A 20,095-nucleotide genomic window follows, 5' to 3' on the forward strand; every position below is an offset into this window, starting at 1 on the left:
CTGTCGGGCCCAGCCTGGCGCAGCCTGCGCGGCGGCGAGATCGACGCACGGATCGAGCTCGACGTCCGGCTGCGGCACAGCCAGCAAGGCGGGCTGGCGCTGAACGCCGCGGGCGAAGCGTTCGGCATGGCCGTGCTCGGTCCGCGCCGCGTGCTGACAATTCCTGCCGCCACCATCGAGCGGGTCGCAGCCCAGCTCGAGAAGAGCGGCCGCATCGCGCGCGGATATCTCGGCGTCGGGCTGCAGCCGGTCCGTCTCGACGACGGCATCGGCGCGATGGTGATGAACATCGACAAGGCCGGCCCGTCGGCCAGTGCCGGCATCCGCCAGGGCGACGTGATCATTGCGGTCAACGGCGAGAAACTGTCGGGCGTGCGGGCGCTGTCGCGCGGCCTCGGACCGCAGAGCGTCGGCAGCGTCGTCGACCTCACGGTCCATCGCGGCGGCGAGCCGTTGAGCTTCAAGGTGACAGTCGGCGAGAGGCCTGAAACGTGAGTGATGAGCCTGCCCCCGACATCGTCATCGCACTCGAGATCGACGATCCCGTGCTCGCCGACCGGCTGGCGACGTTGCTTGGCAGCGTCGCCGGCCTGCGGCTTGCCGCGCCGGGCGAGCAGGCGGCGGCTGCGATCGTCGCACGCAACCGGGAGGCCGCAGCTGCCGGCGATTTCGAGCTGACGCCGCGCGAGCTCGACGTGCTGGCGCTGCTCGCCGAGGGCGCATCCAACAAGATGATCGCGCAGCGGCTCGGAATTTCCGTCCACACCGCCAAGTTTCATGTCGGCTCCCTGCTCGACAAGCTCGACGCCACCGGCCGCACCGACGCCGTCGCACATGCGGCGCGACGCGGGGTGATCAATTTGTGAGGGGTGGGCTGCCGGCCGTCGAGGTTTCTCCTCGCGTCGTCCCTGCGAAAGCAGGGTCCCATAACCACCGCCTTGTGTAACGGAATTCGCTGCGGCCACGGCGTTGCACAATAACTGCACCCTGTGGTTATGGGTCCCGGGTCGCGCTGCGCTTGCCCGGGACGACAGTGAGTGTTTGGCCATCTGTGAGTCACAGCTCGCATTTTCGCGGCATGATCTGCCCGGGCTTTGCGAGAATTCCGCCATACGAACCGGCGTTAGACCAAATGCGTAAGTAATCGTCCGGATACAGACGCCGCTTCGATCTGGCTATGCAATCGTCAGCCACCAAAAAGAAACGGCATGAAGAAGCTGATCGATCGTCATCGGAATATTCAATACACGCTCACCAACACCGAACCCGACCTCTGGAGCTGGTCATTCGAAATAAACGGAAACGTCAAGCGCGGTACCACACGCGCCAGGCTCGGCCTGCTGGCGCAGCGCCGGGTCTGTACGCTGATCGATCGCGAGCTGAAGAGTGCCGAGCGGACGAAGCCGCAAGAACCTGACTAGGGTTTCGTCGCCCCCGCCTTCGTTCAAGCCGAAGCGATGACGGACGCAGCGACGTCGAGCCGTTGCCCGGCATAGCGCTTGTCCTCGGGCCCGCCCTCGCCGTGGCCGACGCACCAATTGGCCGGCCAAGACAACCGCTCGAGCCCGGTCGCCGATATCGCCGTGAACGAAGTCCAGCGCGCATCGCCGCTGCGTCGCCACAGCACGCCGCCCGGTCCCATATCCGGATAGAGCGCGATGTCGAGGTCGAAATCGCTGCCAGCGCCGAGATCGGGACCGACCCAGTAATGCGGACTGCGCCCGCGCTCACGCCCGAGGATCAAGGTGAGCGTCTGGTTCGGCCCGCGCAGTCCAAGCCAGAGCGGTGCGATCACGTCAGGCGCAGGCGTGCAGAGCAGGGTTTGCGGCGCGGCGGTTCCCGCAGCCGTCCGGCCCGACAATTTCAGGGCGACGACCGTCCCGGATGCCGGCGTCCCCGACAATGGCGCAAGGCTGATCCCACGCGGCAATGGCGCCCACGCGGTGGGGTCGAGGGCCGGCAACGGCCATGCCAGTTGCTCGCGCACGACGCCTTCGGTATCGAGCACCTGATAGCGGAGGCCGTGCTGATCGAGCGCGGCCTGCACGCAATGCAGATACTCGACGCCGTCGGGCATCCGATGCGCAGTGCCGGCGCCCGCCGTACAGATCTGCAGCACGCCGCGATGGACCTGAACGTCGAATGCGAGGATGTGGCTGCACAGATAGGCGGTGACATCGGCACGGACCAGGATATCCCAGAACCGCGCGCTGTATTCGTGGCCGATCTCGCGCTGATAGCTGCCGCTGAAGCCGTTGATGGGGTAGACGGGATGATGGCCGAGCACGAGCTTGTGCCTGGCGTCCTTGTGCTGTTCGAGCACCGCTTGCAGCCAGTCGGTCTCGACATGCCCCTCGCCGCCGAGGCCGCTCCACAACGTGTGCACGAACACCAACACGAGATCGTCGCGGCGAACCCAGTAGGACAGGCCTTGCTGACCGGGCGGCCCGTTGTGCGGCAGCTTCAGCACCTCGCGAAACACCGCCTCGCTCATCTCGTCATAGGTGGTGTGGTTGCCGGTCGTGTGCCACAGCGGCACCACGCGCCGGTCGAGCCAGGCCATCTCGACCTCGAACCAATGCCGCCACTGGGCGCGCAGCGCGTCGGCGTCGGTGGTGAGGCCGATGATCTCGTCGCCGGGGAAGAGGATGAATTCGGGCGCAGGATGCAGCCGGCGCACCACATTGTTCACCGAGGCGAAGGTTCGCTCATGCAGCGCGTCGGGCACACCCGAGCAGGCGTCGGCATAGACCACAAACTGATGGCCCGGATTCGCCGGCAAGAGAGACGGGATTCGATCATTCATGGCCGGATCGTATCGTGAGGGGGCGCGTCATGCGACGACCATGCCACAATCGAGAGCAAACCACACCAAGACGTGACTTTCGGAAACGCTGGTCTGCCGGCACGCGCTAGGCGGCAGCGTGCCAAGCTGCTAGCCTTTTGCGCTTCAGATTGCCTTACTCGAGGATCGGAGCAAATGGACAACCGTAGTGATGTTTGGCGCGGCGTCGACACGATCAAGCCGCGTTTCATCGAATTGAGCGACCGGGTCTGGGCAATGCCCGAGGTCTGCTACACCGAGGCGCGCTCATCCGCCGAACATCTGGCCGAGCTGCGCCACCAGGGTTTCCGCATCACCGAGAACCTCGCCGACATTCCGACCGCGGTGATGGGCGAATGGGGCGAAGGCGGACCCGTAATCGCCTTCCTCGGCGAATATGACGCCCTGCCCGGTCTCAGCCAGGAGGCGGGCATCGCCGAACATCGTCCCGTCGAGACCGGCGGCCACGGCCATGGCTGCGGCCACAATCTGCTCGGCTCGTCAGCCCTGCTTGCCGCCACCGCGGTGAAGGACTGGCTCGCCGCCAACAAGGTGCCGGGCCGGGTGCGCTATTACGGCTGCCCCGCCGAGGAAGGCGGCGCGGCAAAGGCGTTCATGGTGCGTTGTGGCGCCTTCGAGGATGCCGACATCGCCATCACCTGGCATCCGCACAGTTTCTGGGAAGTGGCGGTGACGCCGTCGCTCGCCAACACCCGCGCCGATTTCATCTTCACCGGGCGGACCTCGCATGCGGCGGCCTCGCCGCATCTCGGCCGCAGCGCACTCGACGCGGTCGAATTGATGAATGTCGGCGTCAACTACATGCGTGAGCACATGCCGAGCGATGCGCGCGTGCATTACGCGCTGCTCGACACCGGCGGCATCGCGCCCAACGTGGTGCAGGCCCATGCCCGCGTGCGCTATTCGATCCGCGCCCGCGATCTCCCCGGCATGAACGAGCTGGTCGAGCGTGTGCACAAGATCGCCCAGGGTGCAGCGCTGATGACCGAGACCAAGGTGGAGATGAAGATCATCTCCGCGGTCTCCAACATCCTGCCCAACACGCCGCTCGAAGAGACGCTGCACCGGATCATGGAAGATCTCGGCCCGCCGCATTTCGACGATGCCGACAAGGACTTTGCCGGCAAGATCCGCGCGACCCTGACCGACAAGGACATCGCCTCGGTCTACTACGCGATCGGCATGGAACCGACCGACCGGCCGCTGGCCGATTTCCTGGTGCCGATCGACGCCAAGCGCAACCCGCTGATCGGCTCGACCGATGTCGGCGACGTCAGCTGGGTGGTGCCGACCGTGCAGGTCCACGCACCGACGGTTGCGATCGGCACGCCGTTCCACACCTGGCAGGTGGTGGCGCAGGGCAAGACGCCGGCCGCGCACAAGGCAATGGTGCAGGCCGCCAAGGCGATGGCTGGATTGGGCGTCAAGGCGCTGATGGAGCCGGAGCTGATTGCCGCCGCCAAGGCCGACCTCAAGAAGCGCACCACCCGGACGCCCTATGTCAGTCCGCTGCCGGCGAATGTTGCACCGCCGTTGGACATGTCGGTCGCCTGAGGGGCGAGGCCACCACCTTGAAACGAAGTCCGGCCAGGGCCCCGCTCCGATTGGATCGGAACGGGGCCCTGGATTTTTGTCTGACGCGGTTTCTTCGCGCGAGCCGGCAGCCGGTTCGCTCGAAATCGTGGTTGCGTGACAAAAAAGCATCTCAGAACAAAGGATGACGAACAAATTTTCCGCACTGCGAGGCGCGCGTAGACGGACATTCGCGCCGAAATGCCGAACCGATGTGCGGCCCGGACAACTTCTGCACAAGCGATAGCCAAAAGACCTATAGGTGGAGTCAAACCGGACGTTGACCTTCGCGGTCATTCGGTGTGCCATCTGCCGCCAGAACGGCGGCCGGTTCCAAGGCCCGCCGCAATCACACGTGAGCCGGACCGAGGGGACTATGTTCGACAAGAATCTGAGAGGCATGATTGACGACGTGAAGGACGGCCGGATGGACCGCCGCGGCTTCGTCAAGCGAATGATTGCCGTCGGCCTCACCGCGCCGATGGCGAACCAGATTCTGGCGATCGGCGGCGTCGCGATGGCGCAGAGCCCGAACCCGTACAAGCCGACCAAGCGCGGCGGCGGCGGTCCGCTGAAGCTGCTGTGGTGGCAAGGCCCGACCCTGCTCAATCCGCACTTCGCCACCGGCACCAAGGACCAGGACGGCTCGCGGCTATTCTACGAACCGCTCGCAAGCTGGGACGTCGACGGCCATCTCAACCCGATCCTCGCCGCGGAAATCCCCTCGATCCAGAACGGCGGGCTCTCCGCCGATGCCAAGACGGTGGTCTGGAAACTCAAACCGGGCGTCAAATGGCACGACGGCAAACCCTTCACCGCCGACGACGTCGTGTTCAACTGGGAGTACGCCAGCGATCCCGCGACCGCAGCCGTTTCGAGCGGCACCTATTCCGGAATGACCGTGGAGAAGGTCGACGACCTCACCATCCGCATCAAGTTCAAGGATCCGACGCCGTTCTGGGCCAACGCCTTCGTCGGCGCCTATGGCTGCATCATCCCCAAACATCTGTTCGCCGAGTACAAGGGCAGCAAGTCGCGCGAGGCGCCGAACAACCTGAAGCCGGTCGGCACCAGCCCCTACAAGTTCGTCGAGTTCAAGCCGGGCGACTTGATCCGCGGCGAGATCAATCCCGATTACCACATGCCGAACCGGCCCTATTTCGACACGGTCGAGATGAAGGGCGGCGGCGACGCGGTGTCGGCGGCGCGCGCCGTGATCCAGACCGGCGAATATGATTTCGCCTGGAACATCCAGGTCGAGGACGAGGTGCTGCTGCGGCTCGAAAAGGGCGGCAAGGGCAAGACACTCTATGCCGTCGGCGGCGACATCGAGTTCATCGCCATCAACTTCACCGACCCGAACACCGAGGTCGACGGCGAACGCTCGTCGATCAAGACCAAGCATCCGATCCTGTCGGATCCGGCGGTGCGCAAGGCCCTAGCGCTGCTGGTCGACCGCGAGTCCGTCAAGAAGGCGATCTACGGCCGTGCCGGCCGCGCCACCGCCAACTATCTCAACGGCCCCGAGGAGTTCGTCTCCAAGAACACCAAATGGGAGTTCTCGATCGAGAAGGCGAGCGCGCTGCTTGAGCAGGCCGGCTGGAAGGCCGGCTCCGACGGCATCCGCGAGAAGGACGGCAAGAAGCTGAAGCTGCTCTACCAGACCTCGATCAACGGCCCGCGGCAGAAGACCCAGGCGATCGTCAAGCAGGCCTGTCAGAAGGCCGGCATCGACGTCGAGCTGAAATCGGTGGTGGCCTCGGTGTTCTTCTCCTCCGACGTCGCCAACCCCGACACCTATTCCAAGTTCTACGCCGACATCGAGATGTTCCAGATCCCGATGACGCAACCCGATCCGGCCCTGCACATGCGCCGCTATCATTCGCGCAACGTCGCCACCAAGGAGAACAAGTGGCAGGGGCAAAACTTCACGCGCTGGGTCAACAAGGATTTCGACGCCGCGATCGACGCCGCCGACACCGAGATCGACCCGATCAAGCGCGCGGACCTTTACATCAAGTGCAACGACCTGATGTGGCAGGACACGGTGGTGATCCCGGTGATGCATCGCCTCGCGGTGGAAGCCTGCTCCAACACGGTGCGGCCCGCGCTCTCCGGCTGGGCCAACCAAACCGACAATCTGCAAGACTGGTATCGTGAAACCTGAGACATCTTCTCCCTCTCCCCGTTCTTACGGGGTCGAGATGAGCGGAGCTCACTCCTAGAGGGCCGGGGTGAGGGGCTCTAGCCGCAATACCGTGAGAGATGCGTTCGTGGAGAGTCCCCCTCACCCGGAATTCAAGCCGTACTTGAATTCCGACCTCTCGCCGCACGCGGGGCGAGGTGAAGCTCGCCTTTCGATCGGAAGCAAAATCAACATGCTCAAGGTGCGAGCGTTAGTTAGATGATCTCTCTATGAGTCAATATATCCTGCGCCGTCTGATGATCGCGATTCCGAGCCTGCTCGGAATCTCGCTCGTCCTATTCGTCGTGCTGGCACTCGCGCCGGGCGATCCGTTCAGCGAGCTCGCGACCAATCCGAACGTGCCGCCCGAAGTACAGGCTGCGTTGCGTGCCAAGTTCGGCCTCGATGACCCGATCTATCTCCGCTACCTGCATTGGCTCGCAGCGATGGCGCAGGGCGACTGGGGCTTCTCCTTTGTCAGCCGGATCGATGTCGACACACTGATCCTGCAGCGGCTGCCGACCACGCTCTACGTGGTCGGCTCATCACAGCTGCTGGCGCTCCTGATCGCGATCCCGGTCGGCGTCTATGCCGCCACCCGGCCCTATTCGATCTTCGACCAGCTCGCCAACACCTTCGCCTTCATCGGCTTCTCGCTGCCGACCTTCTTCACCGGCATCCTGTTCATCCTGGTGTTCTCGGTGAAGCTGGATTGGCTGCCCTTCGTCTACACCGAGGTGCCGGGCAGCGGGATCAAATGGGCGCTGGAGATGATCCGGCAGGCCATCATGCCGGTGATGGTGCTCGGCCTGTTCCAGGCGGCGTCGATGACCCGCTTCGTACGCTCGGCGATGCTCGACGTGATCCGGCTCGACTATGTCACAACCGCCCGTGCCAAGGGGCTCGGGCAGGCCAAGGTGATCGTCAAGCACGTGATGCGCAATGCGATGATCCCGGTTGTCACGCTCGTTGCACTGCAAGTGCCCGCCGTGTTCGGCGGCGCCATCGTCACCGAGCAGATCTTCCGGATTCCCGGCATCGGCTCGCTGCTGATTTCCTCCATCCTCGCCAATGATACGCCGGTCGTGATGGCCGTGACCTTCGTCTTCGCGTGTCTCGTGGTGCTGTTCAACCTGATCGCAGATGTCCTCTATGGCTGGCTTGACCCTCGCATCTCCTTCCGCTGAGCGGCGCGGTTATTCGCCCCTGCGCGAAACCTGGCGGCGCTACCGCCGGCACAAGCCGGCCGTGGTCAGCGCCGTGCTGCTGCTGCTTCTGATCGCGGCCGTCGTGATCGGCCCGTTCGTCTGGCGCGTCTCGATCAGCGACATCGACGTGCTGGCGGGCATGCAGGGCCCGTCGCTGGCGCATCCGTTCGGCACCGACGATCTCGGCCAGGACCTGCTCGCCCGCATGATCTATGGCGGCCGCATCTCGCTTGCGGTGGGCCTCGCCGCGATGCTGGTCTCGGTGTTCGTCGGCACGCTGGTCGGCGCGCTCGCCGGCATGTCGCGCGGCGCACTCGGCTACGCGCTGATGTGGCTCACCGACCTGTTCCTGTCGCTGCCGCAACTGCCGCTGCTCTTGATGCTGATCTATCTGTTCCGCGACGGCCTGAAGGCCGTGTTCGGCCCGGAGGGCGGCATCTTCATCCTGATCGTGCTTGTGATCGGCGGCTTGCGCTGGATGCCGGTCGCCCGCCTGGTGCGCGCCCAGTTCCTCTCGCTGCGCGAGAAGGAATTCGTCGAGGCGGCGCGTGCGCTCGGCGCAAGCCCGGTGCGCCAGGTCGTCCGCCACATCCTGCCCAATGCACTTGGTCCGGTGATCATCGCCGGAACGATCGACGTGGCCGCCGCGATCATCGCGGAATCGACACTCTCGTTCCTCGGCCTCGGCTTCCCGCCGGATACGCCGACCTGGGGCCGCATCCTCTATGACGCCAAGGACTTTCTCGACATCGGCCCGCATTGGGCGCTGTTCCCCGGCGGCGCGATCTTCATCGCGGTGGTCGCCATCAACTTCATCGGCGACGGGCTGCGCGACGCGCTCGACGCCCGCAAGGTGATCTGATGGCGCTGCTCGACATCAAGGGCCTGAAAACCCATTTCACCACCGACGCCGGCATTCTCCAGGCCGTCGACGGCGTCGACATCAGCATCAACCGGGGCGAGACGCTGTGCGTGGTCGGCGAATCCGGCTGCGGCAAGACCGTCACCGCGATGTCGATCCTGAAGCTGATCGCGATGCCGCCGGGCAGGATCGTCGAAGGCGAGATCATGTTCGAGGGCCGCGACCTCGTGCCGCTGACCAGCCATCAGCTCGACGACATCAGGGCCAAGGAGATCGGCTTCATCTTCCAGGAGCCGATGACCTCGCTCAACCCGGTGCTGACGATCGGCGAGCAGATCGCCGAGAGCCTGCGCCGCCACGAGGCCGTGACCAAGAAGCAGGCGCTCGAGCGCACCATCGAGATGCTGAAGCTGGTGCAGATCCCCAATGCCGCGGGCCGCGTGCATCATTACCCGCACCAGTTCTCCGGCGGCATGCGCCAGCGCGTGATGATCGCGATGGCACTGGCCTGCCGGCCCAAGCTCGTGATCGCCGACGAGCCGACCACTGCGCTCGACGTCACCATCCAGGCGCAGATCCTCGACCTCTTGCAGGACATGAAAGAGCGCTTCGGCATGGCGGTGATGCTGATCACGCACGCGATGGGCGTGGTCGCGGAGACCGCGCAGCGCGTCGTCGTGATGTATGCCGGCAAGGTGGTGGAAGAGGCACCGGTCGACGAGTTGTTCGGCAACCCGCGCCATCCCTACACCCAGGGCCTGATCCGTTCGATCCCGCGCATCGATCTCGACGCCGAGCACAAGACCCGGCTGGAGGCGATCGGCGGCTCGGTGCCGATCCTGATCAATCCACCGCCCGGCTGCCGCTTCGCGCCGCGCTGCAAATTCGCCATGAGCATCTGCACCGAAAGGGAGCCGCGGCTCCGCGAGATCGCGCCCGGACATCGCATGGCCTGCCACCTCGGAGACGCGTCATGAGCGAGCCGCTGCTGCGCGTCAGCAATCTGAAGAAGCACTTTCCGGTTCTGGGCGGCCTGCTGTCGCGCGAGGTCGGCCAGGTCTATGCGGTCGATGGCGTGTCGTTCTCGGTCAACCGCGGCGAGACGCTGGGACTGGTCGGCGAATCCGGCTGCGGCAAGTCGACCACCGGCCGCTGCGTGCTGCGCCTGATCGAGCCGACCTCGGGCGAAGTCGTATTCGACGGCCAGAGCGTCACGGGCCTCGGTGGCGGCGACCTGCGCGCCATGCGGCGCAACATGCAGCTGGTGTTTCAAGACCCGTTCGCCTCGCTCAATCCGCGCATGACGGTCGGCGCGATCCTCGGCGAGCCCTTCATCATCCACAACCTCGTCAGCTCAGCCAGCGAGCGCGAGGACCGCGTCGCCAATCTCCTGGTCAAGGTCGGGCTGAAGGCCGAGCACATGCGGCGCTATCCGCATGAATTCTCCGGTGGACAGCGCCAGCGCATCGCGATCGCCCGCGCGCTGACGCTGGAGCCGAAGCTGATCGTGTGCGATGAGCCGGTCTCGGCGCTCGACGTCTCGATCCAGGCCCAGGTCATCAACCTGCTGGAAGATCTGCAGGCCGAGCTGAACCTGACCTATCTGTTCGTCGCCCACGATCTGTCGGTCGTGGAGCACATCTCCGACCGCGTCGCCGTGATGTATCTCGGCCGCATCGTCGAGCTCGCCAAGGCCAGCGACCTCTACCGCAATCCGCAGCATCCCTACACCAAGGCGCTGCTCTCGGCAGTGCCGGTGGCCGACCCCAAGGCGAAGCGCGACCGCATCCGCTTGAAAGGCGACGTGCCGAGCCCGATGAATCCGCCGCAGGGCTGCCACTTCCACACCCGCTGCCCGATCGCCGAAGAGCGCTGCCGGCAGGCCGCGCCGGAGCTGCGCGAAGGCAGCAACGGGCATTCGGTGGCGTGCCATCTGGCTTAGGGCGTACCCTGCGACGGTCGGTCTGTCGGCGCGCCCCACTCCCTCGCCGTCACCCTGAGGAGCGCGTAGCGCGTCTCGAAGGGTCGACGGCCCGCTGGTGGCCGTGCATCCTTCGAGACGCCGCTTCGCGGTCCTCAGGATGACGGTGTAAGAGAGCGCTGCTCGAAGATCAGCGCCGGCGCCTCTTCACAATCTTCGTCTTGGCATTTGCTTTAGCTGTCGGCTTGCGCCGCGCAATCGGCGCGCCCTCCACCGCCCTCGCCTCGCTCTCACTCACCTCCGCCCGCAACGTCTCAAGCAGCCAATCACGAAACGCGCGCATGCCCGGCGTCACCTCGCGCGACTTCAGCCAGGTCAGCCAATAGGAACCCGCCGGGACCTCCGCCGCGAATGGCCGCTTGAGCCGGCCGGAGGCCAGCTCGTTGTTGAACATCGCGATCGGCACCAGCCCGACGCCGACGCCGCGCGCGGCGGCCTCAGCCATCGCGACCGAACTGTCGAAGATCGGCCCCTGGATCTTTGGACACGGCGCGCCGGCCACCGCAAACCACAGCGGCCATTCCTCGGCGCGGTAGGAGCGCAGCAAAAATTCCTGCGCGAGGTCGGACGGCTTGCGCAGCCGGCCTGCGACATCGGGGCAGCACACCGGCGAGAGCGGCGCGGACAACAGATGGATCGCCTCGGTGCCGTGCCACGAGCCGTCGCCGAAGCGCAGCGCCAGATCGAGCCCGTCGCCCGCGATGTCGACGCGGTTGTTGTTGGTGAGCAGACGCAGGTCGATATAGGGATGCGCGTGCTTGAAACGGTCGACCCGTTGCAGCAGCCATCCGGTTGCAAAGGTCGTGACGCAGCCGACGGTGACGACCTCGCGCGTGCCCTTGGCCTCGATGCGGTCGATCGCGGCCCCGATCCGGTCGAGCGCATCTGACAGCACCGGTAGCAGCGCCAGCCCCTCGTCGGTGAGCACGAGCCCGCGCGGCAGACGGCGGAACAGGCTCGCACCAAGCGTATCCTCGAGCTGCTTCACCTGATGGCTGATCGCGGTCTGCGTCACGCGCAGCTCCATGCCCGCGCGGGTGAAGCTCAACAGTCGCGCGGAAGCCTCGAAGGCACGTAATGCGTTCAGCGGGAGGTGCCGGCGCACGGCGTCATGACCAAGTTTTTCTCATGCCTCACTGTATAAATGATAGTTTGTGCGCCGTCACGCCGCCCGGCAGGTTCGCGCCGCCAACGGAGACGAGACATGCTGACGAGACGGACATTTGGATTGCGCGCGCTGGGCCTTGCGGCTTCCTGCACCCTGCCGCGGCCAAGCGCCGCGGCCGACGAGAGCGCCGCTGCGGGGCCAAGCGAGGCGGCGCAACGGCTGCAGCAGGAGTTTGCGCGCATCGAGTTGGCGACCACCGGCCGGCTCGGCGTCGCCGCGCTCGACCTGGAGACGGGATTGCGCGCCAGCCGGCGCGGCGACGAACGGTTCCCGATGTGCAGCACATTCAAGGCGCTGGCCTCGGCCGCCGTGCTGCACCGGGTCGACCGCGGTGAATCCAGCCTCGACCAGCGCGTGCAGGTTGAGGCCAAGGATATCTTGGCCTACGCGCCGGTGGCCAAGCAACACGTCGGATCGAGCATGACGCTGTCCGAACTCTGCGAGGCCGCCATCACGCTGAGCGACAATACAGCCGCTAACCTGCTGCTGCGCGAGATCGGCGGGCCTGCCGGCTTCACCAGCTTCTTCCGCACCGTCGGCGACAATGTCAGCCGGCTGGATCGCTGGGAGGTGGCTCTGAATGAAGCCGTGCCGGGCGATCCGCGCGATACCACGAGCCCGGTGGCGATGCTGAAGAATCTGCAACGCGTGGTGCTCGGCGATGTCCTGCAGGCCAGTTCGCGCGAGAGGCTCGTGGACTGGATGGTCGCCAACAAGACCGGCGACGCAAGGCTGCGCGCCGGCGTGCCGCGCGACTGGCGGGTCGGCGACAAGACCGGCAGCGGCGAGCGCGGCACCTATAACGATATCGGCGTGTTCTGGCCGCCGGGCCGCAAGCCGATCGTGGTGACGGTCTACCTGACCGGGGCGAGCGCACCCATGGAGAAGTGCAACGATGTGATCGCCAATGTCGCGCGCGCCGTTGCCAATGCGAGCACCGGGCAGACCGGCTAGCCGCAGCGACAACGCCGCGCGGCACAAGATCGCCGCGCGGCGCGACCGCGTGACTTGGCAGCACCAAAGGATCATGCAACGCTCGATCCGAATGGCGATGCGCTCGGCAGGCCATCCGGAGGAGCACGTCTTGGTACGCCGCATCGCCCTCGCCGCGCTGTTTGTTGCAGGCCACATCCACGGCAGCTTTGCTGCGACCGACCCGGCGCGGTGCCGCGAACTGATCCGCAAATACGAGACCGACAAGGCCCAGCTCAGTGCGGTCGAGATCTCCCTGACCTTGTTCGCGGCCGCCAACGCCGATTGCATCAACCTCGCCACCGATCTGCTCGATCATGGCGCCTCGGTCGATGCGCGCGACCGGCTCGGCGCCAGGCCGCTGAGCCACGCCGCCCGCTCCGGCCATCTCGACATGGTCGACCTGCTGCTTGCGCGCGGTGCGCCGGTCGATGCCCGGAACCTCGCGGGATCGACCGCCCTGTATTTTGCCGCCGAGCGCGGCCATGTCGCGATCGTGCGGCGCCTGATCGACCGCGGCGCCGACGTCAATCTCACCGGGCACAGCGGCGGCTCGCCGGTTGCGGCCGCCGCCTATGCGGGCCGGGACATGGTGGTGCGCACGCTGCTGGCGCACGGCGCCGACGGCCGCAAGGCCGACGATACCGGCAAGCCGCCGGTCGTGTATGCAGCGGCCGGCGGTCAGCTCGGCATCGTCAAGCAGCTGCTGGCGCGCGATATCGACATCAACGCGCGTTACGCCAACGATCTCACGCTCTTGATGTGGGCCGCCGGCCCGGATGAGACCGTGCCGGAAGCTCAGGCGCTCGAGGTCGTCTCGTATCTGCTCGACGCAGGCGCCAGGGTCGACGAACGCGACGCCCGCGGTCGCACGGCGCTGATGATCGCCGCCGAGGGCAACCATCCGGCGATTGCCAAGGCGCTGCTCGCCCATGGCGCCGATGCGGCGCTGGCCGACAAGGCCGGCAAGCACGCCGCCGATCTCACCATCCTGTCGGCGCTGCGCGAGGAGCTGACGCCGCGCTGAAGCATGACGCGATGGACTCATTAGTTGCGGAGGGTCCGCAGGTCGGCTAAATTCTCCTCTACGAAGAGTCTCCGTGCTCATTCGTCCTATCGCGCGACTGGCGAGCTAACGTGGAATCGACCACGGTGAAGCGCGAAGGGTTCCAACGCCGATCGCCTGGGCAACCAATCTGCTGGAAAAACAGCGTGTTGAGGAGCCCGAGCATGCCGTCATTTCACAACGAACTGTCCATCAACGATCAAGAGATCGCTGCCGCCCTCGTAGGGGAAGAGCGCCGTCAACAGGACGGCGTCGAACTGATTCCGTCCGAGAATTACACCTACCCGGAGGTGCTTGAACTGCTCGGATCGGTCTTCACCAATAAATACTCCGAGGGATATCCGGGACGCAGATACTACGGCGGCCAGCAGTATACCGACAGCATCGAGAACCTCGCACGCCAGCGGGCCTGCTCGCTTTTTCGTGCCGAGCACGCCAACGTTCAGCCGCTTTCCGGATCACCGATGAATCAGGCCGTCTATCTCGGCCTATTGAAGCCCGGCGACACGATTCTCGCCATGGACCTGTCCCACGGCGGTCATCTCACCCACGGCGCGCCGGTGTCCCACATGGGGCGCTTGTTCAACTTCGTTCGCTACAAGACGGCTCCGTCAAACGGCGCGATCGATTTCGACGAATTGCGCGCGATTGCACGTGAGGCGCGTCCGAAGATGGTGTTGTGCGGCTACAGCTCCTATCCGCGCGACCTGGACTATGCGGCATTCAAGAATATCGCCGACGAAGTTGGCGCGCTCACGATGGCTGACGTGAGCCACTATGGCGGATTGGTTGCCGCGAATGTCATGCGCAATCCGCTTGATGCCGGCTTCGACATCATGACGACGACATCCCACAAGACACTGCGCGGCCCCCGCGGCGGGATCATCCTGTGCCGGAAGGAGAATGCCGGTCGGATCGATGCTTCCGTCTTTCCAGGTTTGCAGGGCGGACCTCACATGAACGTCGTGGCCGGGATTGCCGTGACGCTCAAGAAGGCGGCGACCTCGGATTTCCAGGTTTACGCGCGGCAGGTTCTGCACAACGCGAAGGTTCTTGCCGGCGCGTTGATGGAACGCGGGATGAAACTGGTGACGGACGGGACGGATAATCACATGATGGTCGTCGATACAGTAGCGTCCGTCGGATCGGACGGGCGAGCAGCCGAGGACGTGCTCGATGCCATCGCCATCGCCACAAACAAGCAGGTTATTCCAGACGATCCGCGCCCGCCGCTCAGGCCAAGCGGCATTCGCCTTGGGACACCGGCGGCGACCACGCGTGGCATGGGAGACCCCGAAATGCGCCGTATCGCCGAGTTCATTGCGGGGGCTCTGCAGGCGAACGGAGACGATGCGGTCGTCGCGCGTATCAGGTCGGAGTGCATCGAGATGTGCCGAGCCTTTCCTGTTCCAGGCGTGGTGTCCAGGTCTCGACCGAACTGATCGATTGTACGGCAACCGGAACTTGACGCGCAGATATGCAGAACGGGGTCAGGCGACGGCGCCCACCCTCGATCGCCAAAGACGCATGTGCGGTAGCCCTGCGCTCGCGTGAGGCTTCGCCTGTCCGCCGCTACAGCCCCGCCAGATAGTCCACCAGCGCGGCGAGGTCGTCGGGCGAGGTCGCCAGCATCAGGTCGGACATGCCGGGATTGTTGCCGCGCGCACGGGTGCGGAAATCGGCGATGGTCTTGGCAAGATAATCCCGCCCCATCCCGGCAAGCCGCGGCACCGTACCGTCGCCCTGGAAGCGATCGAGATGGCAGGCCGGGCAGCCGACCGAAGCGCTGGCACTGACCGCCTTTGCCGCCACGTCCTTGGGCGCGCGCGGCTGGCCGAGGTCCGGCCACGGCTTCTGCGAGAAATATTCCGCGATCGCCAGCATGTCGTCGCGCTCGAACTGCGTTGCGATCGGCTGCATGATCTCGCTCTTGCGATCGCCGCGCTTGAAATCGCGGAGCTGGATATAGAGATAGCCGGCCTGCTGGCCCCAGATCGTCGGAATGGTCTTGTCGACCGGCTTGCCGTCCTCGCCGTGGCAACCGGTGCAGGCCTGCACCTTCTCCTCGATCGTCTCCGCGCGCGCCTCGGCCGCAAACAGCAACAGGGCGGCGCCACATATCATCAGTTTACCGAACATCAGTTGATCCCGAGAGACTATGACTCCCGTCATTGCGAGGAGCTCGCGACAAAATTGCAAGGCAATTTTGCGCTGAAGCGACGAAGCAATCCATGCCTCCGTACGCGGCGCGATGGATTGCTTCGCTTCGCTCGCAATGACGCGGCTGGACTTTTCATCCGAACAAAACAGAAGCGGGACCGAACCGGTCCCGCCTCGCCGTCAATGTTTGCACGCGTGATGATGCATCCCGCTTCGGCTCAGTCGAGCGTGAAGGCGATGATGTTGTTGCCACGCTTGAAGTCGACCTGGGTGTTACCGCCTGCGCCGACCACGACATATTGCTTGCCGCCAACCATGTAGCTCGACGGCGGCGCATTGACGCCGGCGCCGGCCCGGAAGCTCCACAGCTCCCTGCCCGTGGAGGAATTATAGGCCGCGAACTTGCCATTGCCTTCACCGGTGAACACCAGACCACCGGCGGTAGCTAGAATGCCGCCGATCATGGGCTCGGGTGTCTTGACCTGCCATTTGATCTTGCCGGTGTTGTAGTTTACCGCGGTGATGTTGCCTGACTGCTGTTCACCGGGGATTGCCGTGAAGGCCCCACCCAGCCACAGCTTGCCGTTCGGATAGGGCGAGCTCTCGACACGGTAGTGCATCGGCTGGTGCAGGTTGATGGCGTAGGCCAGCTCCTGTCCCGGATCGGTCGCGATCGGCGACCATTCGACGCCGCCATTGGCGCCGGGCAACATGCGCGCACCTTCCTTGGTCGGCAGCACCCACATGTTCTCCTGCGGCACCATCGCCTCGGAGAAGCGGATCAGGCTGCAGTCCTTGCGATCGTGCACATAGATGTGCCCGGTCTTGCCGGCATGGATGACGCCGGGAATCGTCTTGCCGTCCTTGTCCTTGACGTTGACCAGCACCGTCGGGCTGACCGCGTCGAGGTCCCATACGTCATGGGCGATGTACTGGAAGTGGCAGACATACTTGCCGGTGTCGAGATCGAGCGAGACCAGCGAGTTGGTGTAGAGGTTGTCGCCGGGCCGGTTCGAGCCGTCGAGGTCGGGTGACGGATTGCCGACGACGAAGTAGATCCGGTTGGTCGCGAGATCGACCGACGGGTTCTGCCACACGCCACCGCCGAGCTTGGCATAGGGATCGCCGATCTTGGCGAGCATGTCCTTCTCGGCCTGGATATTGCGATGCATGTCGCGGCCGGTGGCGTCCTTGGTCGCCCAGACGCCGACCGAGTTCTCCGGAATGGTGTTGAAATTCCACAGCTGCTTGCCGGTCTTGGCGTCATAGGCACGCACGAAGCCGCGGATGCCGTACTCGCCGCCATTGGTGCCGATCAGCACCTTGTCCTTGACCACGGTCGGCGCCATCGTCTCGCTGTAGCCGAGCTCGGGATCGGCGATATTGGTGGTCCAGACCACCTCGCCGGTCTTGGCATTGAGCGCTATCAGCTTGGAATCCAGTGTCGCCAGATAGACCCGGTCGCCGAGCACCTGCACGCCGCGATTGTTGGGGCCGCAGCAATAGACGGTGATCGGGCCCATCTTGTGGGCGTAGTGCCAGAGCTGCTGGCCGCTCTTGGCGTCGAGCGCGTAGACATGGCTGAACGATGTCGTCACATACATCACGCCGTCGACGACGATCGGCGATGTCTCGAGCGATTCCTTGACGTCGGTCTGGAAGATCCAGGCGACGTGCAGGTTCTTCACATTGTCCCGGCCGATCTGCTTGCCCGGATAAAACCGCGTCTGGGCGTAATTGCCGTTGGTGAGCAGGAAGTCCTTGCTGTTCCTGTCAGCGGCGTTGAGCTGCTCCTGGGTCACCGGCGAAACATTGGCGTTACCAAGGACCGACTGCTTCTCCTGCTTGACTTCCTGAGCGATGGCCGCGCCCGACAACAGGCCAACGCCGACCGCGGCGGCAAATGCCGCAAGCGCTTTCACATGCATATCTTCCCCCGTTATTTCTTGGTTGCAATATTAGGGATGGCGTTTGCTACTTCCCCTTCGAGGCCCGACCGCCGCAGCGAGCGCGTACCGTTGCGTGAGTTGGTTGCGCTGCAATAGACAATTGAAAAAGGACAACGACAGGCACCGATGGACGGGTTCCATGTTAGCGCCGTCTTTCACAAAGACAATCGATGCGCTCAATGCGAAGCCGGACCTGGATGCGTTTGCGCGTCCGAAATGCAGCGATCGCGGGCGGGCAGCAATCCAAGCGATATCGGGAGCTTCCGGCGCCTTCGCGCATTGCCGGACGAATTCGCCTTCGCAAACGCAGCACGCAAAATGAGACTAGGCGTCAAGCGACGGCAACAGGCGAGGAGCAGCGCCGGCGGAGGCCGTCGACCTCCGCCGCACGCGATCAACTACTCCCAGGACCAGGTCGAGAAATCATTCTCGAACTGCGGCACGTCCTTCCACACGCCCTTCAGCTTCTTGCTGGCGATCGTGATCAATTGCGGCTGAAACAGGAAGCCGGCCACCGCGTCGGTCGCCAGCATGCGCTGCGCGTCGCCCAGCAGCTTGGCGCGGTCGGCCTCGGCCGGCGACGCCATGATCTGCTGGTAGAGTGCATTGAACGCCTCGGACTTGTAGCCGAGATAGTAGTCCGGTTCGGTCAGCTTCACGAGGTCGAACGGCTCGACATGGGCAACGATGGTGAGGTCGTAATTGTGCGGACCAGTGAAGACCTGCGAGAGCCACTGCGCCCATTCGACATTCTCGATCTTGGCTATGATGCCGACCTTGGCGAGCTGCGCTGCGAGGATCTCGCCGCCCTGCCGCGCGTAGGACGGCGGCGGCAGCTTGAGGCTGAGCTCGAGCGGCGTCTTGACGCCGGCCTCTGCCAGCAGCTTCTTGGCGAGTTCGGGATCGTAGGGATTGATGCCGGTGGTATCGACATAGCCGAGCGAACTCGGGGTGTAGAAGCTGCCGATCGGCGTGCCGAAACCGTCGACCGCGCCGTCGATCATCGCCTTGCGGTCGATCGCAGCCAGGATGGCGCGACGAACGCGGACGTCGTCGAGCGGCTTCTTGCGCTCGTTGATGCCGACGATGGTCTTGGTCCTGGAGCCGCCGATCAGGACGCTGAAGCGCGGATCGGCCTTGAATTGCGCCAGGCTGCGCGCCGCGGCAACCCGTGGAAACGCGTCGACATCGCCTGACAGCAGCGCCGCGACCTGCGCGGCGGGATCGCCGATGAAGCGGATCGTCACCTTGGCAAGCTTGATCGCGGCAGCGTTGCGATACTCCGGCCATTTCACCAGCGTGATCGACGAACCCTTGGCCCAGTTGCCGAGCGTGTAGGGCCCGGTACCGACCGGCTGCGTCGCATCGGTCGGCGCGCTCTTCGGCTCGACGATCGAGCCCGACGCCTGGCCGAGCAGGAACGGCAGGTTCGGCTCGGAATATTTCAACGCGATAACGATGGTCTCCGCATCAGGCGCCGTCACCGACGTGAAGGCCTGGTACAGGCTCCTGTCCTTGTTGGTCGAGGTCGGCGCCGCGGCGCGTTCGTAGGTGAACTTCACGGCGGCGGAATCGAACGGCTCGCCATTGTGGAATTTGACGCCCTTCCGCAGCTTGAAAGTGTAGGTCTTGAGGTCCGGCGAGGCCTGCCAGCTCTCGGCGAGCAGCGGCGACACCGAGCCGTCCTCGTTGATCTTGGTCAGCGTCTCATAGACGTTGTAGAGCGTGACTTCGGCGATCGCCGCGGCCGCAGCGTTGGTGGGATCGAGCCCCGGCGGCTCCAGCGTCATCCCCATCACGACGCTGTCTTTCTTGCCCTGCGCGAGGCTCGGCAGCGGCGCTGCGGCGAGCGCGGCAACTGCCGCAGTGACGCACAATTTCCTCAACATTGGTCTGCTCCCCGGACGTGTTCTTTGATCAACCCAGGTTTATCCCGCACTCAGGACTAACCGGCCTCGGCGACCACAGGCGGTAGCGCCATCACGGCTTCGGCGTGGTGGCAGGCCGCCAGATGAGCGCCTCCTACGCTGCGTAGCGCAGGCGCGGTCTCGCGACAATGCCGATCGGCCAGAGGGCAGCGCGGCGCGTAAGGGCAGCCGGTCGCGGCCGTCGCCTGCGAGCCGATCG

17 protein-coding genes, 1 pseudogene and 1 riboswitch are annotated in these 20,095 nt (G+C 64.9%); of the genes and pseudogenes, 12 read left to right on the forward strand and 6 right to left on the reverse strand.

All coding sequences use genetic code 11. The features are described from left to right. The 3 genes from H8A95_RS32395 to H8A95_RS32405 form a co-directional block, all read left to right on the forward strand. Positions 1-495, forward strand: a 495-nt coding sequence (locus tag H8A95_RS32395) for a S1C family serine protease (RefSeq protein WP_229186871.1), incomplete at its 5' end; no start/stop codon positions are given. After that, a complete protein-coding gene (locus H8A95_RS32400; RefSeq protein ID WP_229186872.1) occupies positions 492-866 on the forward strand; it encodes a response regulator transcription factor in 375 nt (124 codons plus the stop codon). The genes H8A95_RS32395 and H8A95_RS32400, both read left to right, overlap by 4 nt. A gap of 342 nt (positions 867-1,208) precedes the next feature. Beyond that, positions 1,209-1,421: a hypothetical protein gene (locus H8A95_RS32405; protein ID WP_229186873.1), complete on the forward strand. Its 213-nt coding sequence runs from the start codon at positions 1,209-1,211 to the stop codon at positions 1,419-1,421. A 23-nt stretch (positions 1,422-1,444) separates the two neighbouring features. Here H8A95_RS32405 and H8A95_RS32410 read toward each other — a convergent pair whose 3' ends face one another. Next, a complete protein-coding gene (locus H8A95_RS32410; RefSeq protein ID WP_229186874.1) occupies positions 1,445-2,806 on the reverse strand; it encodes a metallophosphoesterase family protein in 1,362 nt (453 codons plus the stop codon). 174 nt (positions 2,807-2,980) lie between these two features. Here H8A95_RS32410 and H8A95_RS32415 point away from each other — a divergent pair, with 174 nt between their 5' ends. The 6 genes from H8A95_RS32415 to H8A95_RS32440 all read left to right on the forward strand — a co-directional run bounded on the left by H8A95_RS32415 (position 2,981) and on the right by H8A95_RS32440 (position 10,614). After that, positions 2,981-4,399, forward strand: a complete 1,419-nt coding sequence (locus H8A95_RS32415; RefSeq protein WP_229186875.1) for a M20 family metallopeptidase — start codon at positions 2,981-2,983, stop codon at positions 4,397-4,399. 394 nt (positions 4,400-4,793) lie between these two features. After that, a complete protein-coding gene (locus H8A95_RS32420) occupies positions 4,794-6,584 on the forward strand; it encodes a peptide ABC transporter substrate-binding protein (RefSeq protein WP_229186876.1) in 1,791 nt (596 codons plus the stop codon). Positions 6,585-6,832: 248 nt separating this feature from the next. Then, a complete protein-coding gene (locus H8A95_RS32425; RefSeq protein WP_229186877.1) occupies positions 6,833-7,789 on the forward strand; it encodes an ABC transporter permease in 957 nt (318 codons plus the stop codon). Beyond that, the gene (locus H8A95_RS32430; protein WP_229186878.1) at positions 7,755-8,672 is read left to right on the forward strand and encodes an ABC transporter permease; all 918 of its coding nucleotides are present in this window, start codon (positions 7,755-7,757) and stop codon (positions 8,670-8,672) included. The genes H8A95_RS32425 and H8A95_RS32430 overlap by 35 nt, the downstream gene beginning before the upstream one ends. Further along, positions 8,669-9,649 (forward strand): ABC transporter ATP-binding protein, encoded by a 981-nt coding sequence (locus tag H8A95_RS32435; RefSeq protein WP_229186887.1) that lies wholly within the window; start codon positions 8,669-8,671, stop codon positions 9,647-9,649. Before H8A95_RS32430 ends, H8A95_RS32435 begins: the two co-directional genes overlap by 4 nt. After that, positions 9,646-10,614 carry an ABC transporter ATP-binding protein gene (locus tag H8A95_RS32440; RefSeq protein ID WP_229186879.1) on the forward strand — a complete coding sequence of 323 codons (969 nt, stop codon included), beginning with the start codon at positions 9,646-9,648 and terminating at the stop codon, positions 10,612-10,614. The genes H8A95_RS32435 and H8A95_RS32440 overlap by 4 nt, the downstream gene beginning before the upstream one ends. A 169-nt stretch (positions 10,615-10,783) precedes the next feature. On the opposite strand, the gene H8A95_RS32445 is transcribed toward H8A95_RS32440, so the two are convergent. Beyond that, positions 10,784-11,758, reverse strand: coding sequence for a LysR substrate-binding domain-containing protein (locus H8A95_RS32445; RefSeq protein WP_229186880.1), 975 nt, complete (start codon positions 11,756-11,758; stop codon positions 10,784-10,786). A 99-nt stretch (positions 11,759-11,857) separates the two neighbouring features. On the opposite strand from H8A95_RS32445, the gene bla reads away from it, so the two are divergent. The 3 genes from bla (at position 11,858) to H8A95_RS32460 (ending at position 15,301) form a co-directional block, all read left to right on the forward strand. Continuing rightward, positions 11,858-12,775 (forward strand): class A beta-lactamase, encoded by a 918-nt coding sequence (bla, locus tag H8A95_RS32450; protein WP_229186881.1) that lies wholly within the window; start codon positions 11,858-11,860, stop codon positions 12,773-12,775. 130 nt (positions 12,776-12,905) lie between these two features. Further along, positions 12,906-13,820, forward strand: a complete 915-nt coding sequence (locus H8A95_RS32455; protein WP_229186882.1) for an ankyrin repeat domain-containing protein — start codon at positions 12,906-12,908, stop codon at positions 13,818-13,820. A gap of 83 nt (positions 13,821-13,903) precedes the next feature. Then, positions 13,904-13,989, forward strand: a riboswitch (ZMP/ZTP riboswitch). A 34-nt stretch (positions 13,990-14,023) separates the two neighbouring features. Beyond that, a complete protein-coding gene (locus H8A95_RS32460) occupies positions 14,024-15,301 on the forward strand; it encodes a serine hydroxymethyltransferase (protein WP_229186883.1) in 1,278 nt (425 codons plus the stop codon). Positions 15,302-15,431: 130 nt separating this feature from the next. Here the strand turns inward: H8A95_RS32460 and H8A95_RS32465 are convergent, their stop codons facing one another. The 4 genes and pseudogenes from H8A95_RS32465 to H8A95_RS32480 all read right to left on the reverse strand — a co-directional run. Then, a complete protein-coding gene (locus tag H8A95_RS32465) occupies positions 15,432-15,998 on the reverse strand; it encodes a c-type cytochrome (RefSeq protein ID WP_229186884.1) in 567 nt (188 codons plus the stop codon). A gap of 239 nt (positions 15,999-16,237) precedes the next feature. Next, the gene (locus H8A95_RS32470; RefSeq protein ID WP_229186885.1) at positions 16,238-17,947 is read right to left on the reverse strand and encodes a pyrroloquinoline quinone-dependent dehydrogenase; all 1,710 of its coding nucleotides are present in this window, start codon (positions 17,945-17,947) and stop codon (positions 16,238-16,240) included. Positions 17,948-18,366: 419 nt separating this feature from the next. Next, positions 18,367-19,857 (reverse strand): ABC transporter substrate-binding protein, encoded by a 1,491-nt coding sequence (locus tag H8A95_RS32475; RefSeq protein WP_229186886.1) that lies wholly within the window; start codon positions 19,855-19,857, stop codon positions 18,367-18,369. 56 nt (positions 19,858-19,913) lie between these two features. Continuing rightward, a pseudogene (locus tag H8A95_RS32480) lies at positions 19,914-20,095 on the reverse strand (peptide ABC transporter ATP-binding protein); the annotation flags it as partial.

The organism is Bradyrhizobium oropedii, from assembly GCF_020889685.1.
Taxonomy (GTDB): Bacteria; Pseudomonadota; Alphaproteobacteria; order Rhizobiales; family Xanthobacteraceae; genus Bradyrhizobium; species Bradyrhizobium oropedii.